6 protein-coding genes are annotated in these 7,556 nt (G+C 68.4%); 2 read left to right on the forward strand and 4 right to left on the reverse strand.

Annotated elements, in window-relative coordinates; all coding sequences use genetic code 11:
- Positions 1-9 precede the first annotated feature (9 nt).
- Genes ABGB11_RS25040 through ABGB11_RS25055 form a run of 4 tightly spaced genes read right to left on the reverse strand, consistent with a single transcriptional unit; the run spans position 10 to position 2,906 of the window.
- Complete coding sequence (locus tag ABGB11_RS25040; protein ID WP_347636447.1) at positions 10-834, reverse strand: SDR family oxidoreductase; 825 nt, start codon at positions 832-834, stop codon at positions 10-12.
- A 20-nt stretch (positions 835-854) separates the two neighbouring features.
- Positions 855-1,265: a MaoC family dehydratase gene (locus tag ABGB11_RS25045; protein ID WP_347636448.1), complete on the reverse strand. Its 411-nt coding sequence runs from the start codon at positions 1,263-1,265 to the stop codon at positions 855-857.
- A complete protein-coding gene (locus tag ABGB11_RS25050) occupies positions 1,262-1,717 on the reverse strand; it encodes a MaoC family dehydratase N-terminal domain-containing protein (protein WP_347636450.1) in 456 nt (151 codons plus the stop codon). The genes ABGB11_RS25045 and ABGB11_RS25050 overlap by 4 nt, the downstream gene beginning before the upstream one ends.
- A 1-nt stretch (position 1,718) precedes the next feature.
- Positions 1,719-2,906 (reverse strand): lipid-transfer protein, encoded by a 1,188-nt coding sequence (locus ABGB11_RS25055; RefSeq protein WP_347636451.1) that lies wholly within the window; start codon positions 2,904-2,906, stop codon positions 1,719-1,721.
- A gap of 196 nt (positions 2,907-3,102) precedes the next feature.
- Between ABGB11_RS25055 and ABGB11_RS25060 the strand changes: the two genes are divergently transcribed.
- Both ABGB11_RS25060 and ABGB11_RS25065 read left to right on the forward strand, forming a co-directional pair.
- Complete coding sequence (locus ABGB11_RS25060) at positions 3,103-5,604, forward strand: AMP-binding protein (RefSeq protein WP_347636453.1); 2,502 nt, start codon at positions 3,103-3,105, stop codon at positions 5,602-5,604.
- 89 nt (positions 5,605-5,693) lie between these two features.
- Positions 5,694-7,430 carry a tannase/feruloyl esterase family alpha/beta hydrolase gene (locus tag ABGB11_RS25065; protein WP_347636454.1) on the forward strand — a complete coding sequence of 579 codons (1,737 nt, stop codon included), beginning with the start codon at positions 5,694-5,696 and terminating at the stop codon, positions 7,428-7,430.
- The last annotated feature ends 126 nt before the right edge of the window (positions 7,431-7,556 follow it).

Consider the following 7,556-nt stretch of genomic DNA (forward strand, 5'->3'; position numbering starts at 1 on the left):
TAGGTCCGTTCAGGAGTAGCCGCCGCCGCAGACGACGACCTGGCCGCTGATGTAGTCCGACTCTGGCAGGCACAGCAGGTAGACAGCTCCGGCGGCCTCTTCGGGGGTGCCGGCCCGGCCGAGCGGGATCATCTGTTCCATCGCGGTGAGCAGGCCGGGGTTGACGCCGACCTTGATCTGGCGTCCCTGCACGTCGATGGTGGTGTCGGTGTCGGCGGCCGCCTCGGTGAGGCGGGTGCGGATGAGGCCGTAGGCGACGGCGTTGACGTTGACGCCGTAGCGGCCCCATTCCTTGGCGAGGGTCTTGGTGAGGCCGACGATGCCCGCCTTGGCCGCGCCGTAGTTGGCCTGGCCGGCGTTGCCGCCGAGCCCTGCGATCGAGGAAATGTTGACGATCTTGCGGTGGACGCGGTGACCGTCGGCCTGTTCGGCCTTGGCGCGGGCGCTGATGACCGGCTGGACGGCACGCAGGATGCGGAACGGCGCTTTGAGGTGCACGTCCAGGATCGCGTCCCACTGTTCATCGGTCATCTTCTGGATGACGCTGTCCCAGGTGTAGCCCGCATTGTTGATCACGATGTCGACACCGCCGTAGGTGTCGACGGCGGTGGCCACGAACCGGTCGGCGAAGTCTTCGTCGGTGACGCTGCCGATACAGGCGACGGCTTCGCTGCCTGCGGCCTTGATCGCAGCCAGGGTCTCCTCCGCCGGTTCGGGGTCGAGGTCGTTGATGACGACGCGGGCGCCGTGGCTCGCGAGTTTCAGGGCGATGGCGCGGCCGATGCCGCGTCCGGAGCCGGAGACCAAGGCGATCTTGCCGTCGAGTGTTCCCACGAGGGTCCTTTCCGGTGATGTCATGCCAGTGCGATGAGAGCTTGGCCGCGCAGGGTGATGGTGCCGTCGTCCAGGGCGATCTGGAGGTCGAGGCGGGCTCTACGCTCTCCGTCGCCTTCGATCGCGGTGACGCGGCCGGTGCAGACCGGCTCGGCGTGGAGTGGGGTGATGGCGGTGAAGCGGACGCTGTAGGACCGGATGCGGTCCTGGGGCACCCAGCCGGTCAAGAGCCGGCCGAGGTAGGCCATGGAGAGCATTCCCTGGGCGAAGACGTCGTCGAGCCCGGCCTTACGGGCGGCGTCGATGTCGATGTGGATGGGGTTATGGTCGCCTGATGCGCCCGCGTACAGGGCCAGCGTCGTCCGGCTGATTCTCGGCAGCCGCAAGGGCGGCAGTTCGTCGCCCACGCGCAACTCGGTGAGGGGCGTCATGCTCGGGCCTTCGATTGCTGGACGACGATGACGTTGCTGAGGTCGGCGATCGGCTCGTCGGCCCTGGTGACGCGGGTTTGGCGCACGAGGCATCGCAGTGCGCCGCCTTTGCGCTCGTAGTCGTCGGTGATGCTGGATTCAAAGGTCAGGCTGTCGCCGGCGTAGCAGAGGGCGTGGTAGGTGAAGCTCTGCTCGCCGTGTAGGACGCGTTCCAGGTCGATCCCGGCTTCGGACAGGAAGGCGAACGGGTCCGGACGGTCCATTTCCAGGCAGAACAGGAAGGTCGGGGGGACGGGCAGGTCGCGGTGACCAGCGGTGTGGGCGGCGTCGAGATCGGTGTAGAGGGGGTCGGTCTCGCCGATGGCCTTGGCGAACAGCCGCAGGCGTCCGCGCTCCACGTCGATGGTCGAGGGCGGGGTGGACAGGCCGACCGCGTCGGAGGCCGGGGCCATCTCAGGCGGTCCTCTCGTAGAGGGTCACCACGGCGGCGCCGCCGAGCCCGATGTTGTGCTGGAGGGCGAGCCGGGCGTCCTCGACCTGCCGGGCGTCGGCCTGGCCGCGGAGCTGCCACACCAGTTCGGCGCATTGGGCGAGGCCGGTGGCGCCGAGCGGGTGTCCTTTTGACAGCAGTCCGCCGGACGGATTGGTGACCACCTTTCCGCCGTAGGTGTTGTCGCCGTCGAGGACGAACTTTTCCGCGGTCCCTTCCGGGGTCAGGCCGAGTGCCTCGTAGCTGATGAGTTCGTTGGTGGTGAAGCAGTCGTGCAGCTCGACCACGTCGATGTCGTCGGGCCCGACACCGGCGTCGGCGTAGACGCGGTCGGCGGCGGCTCGGCTCATGTCGTAGCCGACGACCTTCAGCATGTCTGCGGCGTCGAAGGTGGACGCCGTGTCGGTGGTGAGCGCCTGCGCGCGGATGACGATGGAGGTGTCCAAGCCGTGCCGCCGCGCGAACTCTGGGCTGCAGACCACCGCGGCGGCCGCACCGCAGGTGGGCGGGCAGCACTGCAGGCGGGTCAGCGGCCCGTGGATGTGAGGCGACGCCAGCACCTCCTCCTCGGTCAGCGCCGTGCGGAACACCGCGTGGGGGTTACCGGCGGCATGCCGGCGGGCCTTGGCCGAGATCTTTGCGAACGTCTCGGGTGCGGTGCCGTGCGCTTCGGCGTAGGCCTGGCCGGCTCCGCCGAAGAACTGCGCGGCGACCGGTGCGTGCGCGTCCAGGCCCTGGACCTGCGTCATCACCGTCTCGAAGCGCTCAAGGGGGTCGGGTCTGTCCTCCCACACGCTGGCGAGCGCACCTGGACGCATCTGCTCGAAACCGACGGCCAGCGCGCATTCCACCGCCCCGCTCTGGACGGCCTGGCGGGCCAGCCACAGCGCCGAGGAGCCGGTGGAGCAGTTGTTGTTGACGTTGACGATCGGGATGCCGGTCTGCCCGAGGCCGTACAAGGCTGCCTGCCCGCAGGTGGAGTCCCCGTAGACGTATCCGGCGTACGCCTGCTGCACCCGGCGGTAGTCGATGCCGGCGTCCGCCAGCGCGGCGCGGGCGGCCTGCTCGGCCAGCACGGTGTAGGCGACGCTGGCACTGGGTTTGGCGAACGGGGTCATCCCGACGCCGGCGATCTGGACGAGACGGTCCACGCAGAACCTCCGCACTGGTTGTCATGCCGCATGCTCTTGCCAAGTCGAGATTAATCGATATTTACTTACGACACCAAGTAGCCACTACACGCGAATGTTTTGATCGCTGGATCGACCATCGGATCTTCACTCTGGAGGGGTGATGGCCCTGCCTGGCCAGCTCGACCGTCTAGCGCTGCCACTCGTTGCGGCCCCGATGACCGATGTGTCGGGGCCCGATCTGGTGGTCGCGGCTTGCCGCAGCGGAGTCGTGGGGTCGTTCCCCACGCACAACGCGCGGACACCCCTCGAACTCGACGGCTGGCTGGAGCAGATCGCCGCCGGTCTCGGTGACATGGAGGACGCGGCCGCGCCGTTCGCCGCGAACCTGGTCGTGCATCGCTCGAACCAGCGGCTCGAAGGGGATGTCGCCGCCCTGATCCGCCATGGGGCACCCCTCGTCATCACCAGCGTCGGGTCACCCGCACCGGTCCTGGGGCCGTTGCATGACGCCGGCTGCCTGGTCTTCGCCGACGTCGCGAGCATGCGCCACGTCCAGCGCGCGATCGACGTGGGCGTCGACGGCCTGGTGCTGCTGACGGCGGGCGCCGGGGGGCAGACGGGCTGGGCGAACCCACTGTCGTTCGTCCGGGCCGTCCGCGACCGATTCGACGGACCTCTCGTCCTCGCCGGCGGCGTGTCGGACGGCGCCGCGCTGTGGGCCGCCCAGGTCCTGGGCGCCGACCTGGCCTATATGGGCACCAAGTTCATCGCGACCACCGAGAGCCTCGCCGAGGAGGCCTTCCGGCAAGCCTTGGTCGACTCCACCCTCGACGACGTCACCCTGACCACCGCCCTCAGTGGGCTACCGGCCAACTTCCTGGACGAATGGTTGGAGAAGGTGACGGCGCAGGCCGCGCTCCCCGCCGCGGACGGCTTCGCGCAACAGCGGCTCCTCAACCAGCGCAACGTGTGGAGCGCAGGCCACAGCGTCTCGGGTATCACCGAGATCCTCAGCGTCGCCGAACTCGTTGACCAGACCTCCCGCGAGTACCACCGGGCACGGCAGGAGACTGCCGTCGCCCTGCAGCGGTCCACCCAGTATCGGCAATCCAGCACGGCAGTCCTCGGCCACGACAGGATCAGGAAGGTAGACGCCATGTGGGGAACGCTGCCCAAGGTCTTCGACCGGACGTGCACCTACTACGCCGACCGCACGGCCCTGGTGGACGCCGAACGGCGCCTCACCTACGTGCAGATGCGCGAATGGGCCAACCGGGTCGCCAACGGACTCACCGGCCTCGGGATCGGCAGCGGGCATCGCGTCGGGCTGCTGATGCCGAACTGTTTGGAGTTCATCCCCACCATGTGCGGGATCTGGAAGGCGGGCGCGGCGGTCACCCAGATGCCCACGCGTGCCTCCGCCGAGGACTTCCACTACTACCTTGAGGAGGTCCAGGCCTCGACGCTGATCTACCACGAGTCCTTCGATGACCAGATCGCGCAGATCCGCGACCGCCTCCCCGAACTCCGGCACGTCGTCCGGCTCGGAGGCGGGGCCCCGGCGCCGGGCGTCCTCGACTACGAGGCCGCATTCGGGTCGAAGCCCTCCACCGACCCGGGCGTGGACATCAGCAACGACGACCTGGCCTTCGTCGGGTTCACCTCCGGCACGACGGGCGTCCCCAAGGGCGTTCTGCAGACCCACGCCACCTGGTCGCACTACGCCATCACCGCGGGCCTGGAGATCGGCGACATCCGGCCCGGCGAGGTCTTCGCGCACGCCGCGCCGCTCACCCACTTCACCCAGACCTTCGTGATGCCCGTGTTCATGAGGGGCGGGACCAACGTCCTTCTGCCCGGCTTCGACCTGGACCTGCTGCTGGACACCATCGAGCGGGAGGGTGTGACGGCCACCGCCGTCGTCCCCACGATCGTGTACATGCTGCTGGACCATCCCCGCCGCGAGAAGGCCGACCTGTCCACGCTCCGCACGATCATCTACGCGGGCTCGCCCATGGCTCCCGACGGGCTCCGGCGCGCCCTGGAGGCCTTCGGGCGCATCTTCGCCCAGACCTACGCCGGAACCGAACCCGGCTACATGACCTGCCTGCGCAAGGAAGACCACCGCCTCGACTCCCCCGAGGGAATCGCCCGGCTGGCCTCGGCGGGGCGGCCGATGTACCACGTCGACCTCACCATCCGCGACGCCGATGGGCGCGTCCTGCCGACGGGCGAGACCGGTGAGATCTGCGCCTCCCAGCCCGGGCAGATGGTCGGATACGTCGATGCCGAGCGGGACGCCGAGGCGATGCAGGACGGCTGGGTACGGTCCGGTGACATCGGTTACATCGACGACACCGGTTACGTCTTCATCGTCGACCGCAAGAAGGACATGATCGTCACCGGCGGCTTCAACGTCTTCCCGCGCCAGATCGAGGACGTTCTGATCACTCACGCCGCCGTCGCCCAATGCGCCGTCATCGGTGTCCCGGACCCGCGGTGGGGTGAGGCGGTCAAGGCGCTCGTGGTCGTCCGGCCGGGCATCTCGGTCTCCCCCGACGAGCTCATCGCCTTGGTCAAGCAGCACAAGGGAAGCGTCTGGGCCCCCAAGAGCGTCGACTTCGTCGACTCCCTGCCCACCAACCCCTCCGGCAAGATCGACAAGAAGTCGCTTCGCGCACCGTACTGGTCGGGCCGCAGCCGCCAGGTCAACTGACGGCTCGGCCCCCCACAACGCCCTCACCATTCTCCGACCGCAGCAGAGCCGGCCTCTGCTGCACCCCCGGCGGAAGGACACCCCATCCCATGAGACGCGTAAGCCTGCCCAAATCCAGACGTATCCTCCTGATCGCCGCCAGTGTCATGGCCGTCCTGCTCGCGGCGACGGCCGCCCAGACACTCACCGGCAGAACGCCTGCCAGAGCCGGCACCACGACGCCATCAGCCGCGACGATCTCCTGCCAGCAGCTGACCGGCCTGGACCTCACCGGCCTCCCCGACGCCCCCACAAAGATCATTTCCGCGACGCACGTCCCGGCCACCGCCGGCAAGCCCGCCTACTGCCAGGTCAAGGGCTACGTCTCACCCCAGATCCAGTTCGAGCTCCGACTACCCGAACAGAGCTGGACCGGACGCTACGTGCAGCTCGGCTGCGGCGGCTTCTGCGGATTCGCCGCCCCCGACAACCCCAACCACTTCCTCCCCGGCGGATGCGCGCCCCCCGACGACGGGCGCGTCGTCCTCGGCGCCAGCAACGGCGGCCACATCGGCGTCGACTCGCGGGATGCTCTCTGGGCCCACTCGGACCCGCAGCTTCGAGTCGACATGGCCTACCGGTCCGAGCACGTCACCGCGCTCGTCGCCAAGGCGGTCACCAAGGCCTACTACGGGCAGGCACCCCGGTACTCCTACTTCGCCGGATGCTCCAACGGCGGCCGGCAGGCGCTGATGGAGGCCCAGCGCTACCCCGATGACTTCGACGGCATCATCGCCGGCGCCCCCGGCAACAACCTCGTGGCGCTGGCCGGCGAGTTCTTCCCCTGGATCGCCACCGTCAACATCGACGGCAAGGGCCGCCAGATCCTCGGCCCGGACAAGCTGCCGCTCCTGCAGAGCAAGGTCATGGAGGCCTGCGACGCCGGCGACGGGCTCACCGACGGCCTCATCAACAACCCGCGCGACTGCGACTTCGATCCCGGCACGCTGCGCTGCCCCACGGCCTCGCCCCAGCCGACCTGCTTGACCAGGGACCAGGTCGACGTGGTCCGCAAGATCTACCAGGGGCCGGTCGACGCCAAGGGCCGGCGGCTGTTCCCGGCTGGCCTCGCCAAGGGCACCGAGGCGGCCTGGCTCGGCTACGTGATCGCGCCCCAAGGCCAGACCGGCGGCCTGGAAGCCCTCGGCTACAACTACCTCAAGTACTTCTCGTCCTGGACCAACCCGCCCGCGTCTTACACCCTGAAGGACCACCGCTTCGACCTGCGCACTTTCAAGAAGCTGCGTGAGATGAGCGGGATCTACGACTCCACCGACCCCGACCTTACCCGCTTCCGCGACCGCGGCGGCAAGCTCATCATGTGGCACGGCTGGTCCGACCCAGCCATCCCGACCGAGAGCACCCTGGCCTACCACCACGCCCTCACCCAGCGGATGGGCGGCCCCGAGGCCACCGGACGGTTCGCCCGAACCTTCCTGTTCCCCGGCGTCTACCACTGCGTGCAGGGATACGGACCCGACACCTTCGACCTGTTCACACCCGTCTACGACTGGGTCGAGAAGGGCACCGCCCCACAGAAGATCATCGCGGCCAAGAAGAACGGCGACCGGACCGTCCGCACCCGGCCCGTGTACCCCTATCCGATGCAGACCAGGTACACCGGCACCGGAAGCATCGACGACGCCGCGAACTTCACCGGTGTCATGCCGAGTAAACAGTCCGACGACAGCTACCCGTGGGTCGGCGCCCCATTCCGCTCCGGCTACCAGCAGACCTGCCACTGGGAGGGCACAAAGCTGAAGTGCACACGGTCTCGATCGGCCTGAGAGGGAGTTTTGTGGCCGAGCGTTCCAGTATGACTAGTCACTGTGAGTGACAATCATATGGCGGTGGATTGTGACCATGGGTGTGGCTGAGCTGCACTGATGGCATGGGTGAGCGTAAGCCGTACC

This window comes from Actinomadura sp. B10D3, from assembly GCF_039871695.1.
Classification (GTDB): domain Bacteria; phylum Actinomycetota; class Actinomycetes; order Streptosporangiales; family Streptosporangiaceae; genus Spirillospora; species Spirillospora madurae.

What these genes read in the sequence shown, in the direction of transcription:
- ABGB11_RS25065 (WP_347636454.1), top strand. Translation starts at nt 5,694, where the DNA reads ATGAGACGCGTAAGCCTGCCCAAATCCAGACGTATCCTCCTGATCGCC.
- ABGB11_RS25045 (WP_347636448.1), bottom strand. Translation starts at nt 1,265, where the DNA reads ATGACGCCCCTCACCGAGTTGCGCGTGGGCGACGAACTGCCGCCCTTG.
- ABGB11_RS25060 (WP_347636453.1), top strand. Translation starts at nt 3,103, where the DNA reads ATGACCGATGTGTCGGGGCCCGATCTGGTGGTCGCGGCTTGCCGCAGC.
- ABGB11_RS25050 (WP_347636450.1), bottom strand. Translation starts at nt 1,717, where the DNA reads ATGGCCCCGGCCTCCGACGCGGTCGGCCTGTCCACCCCGCCCTCGACC.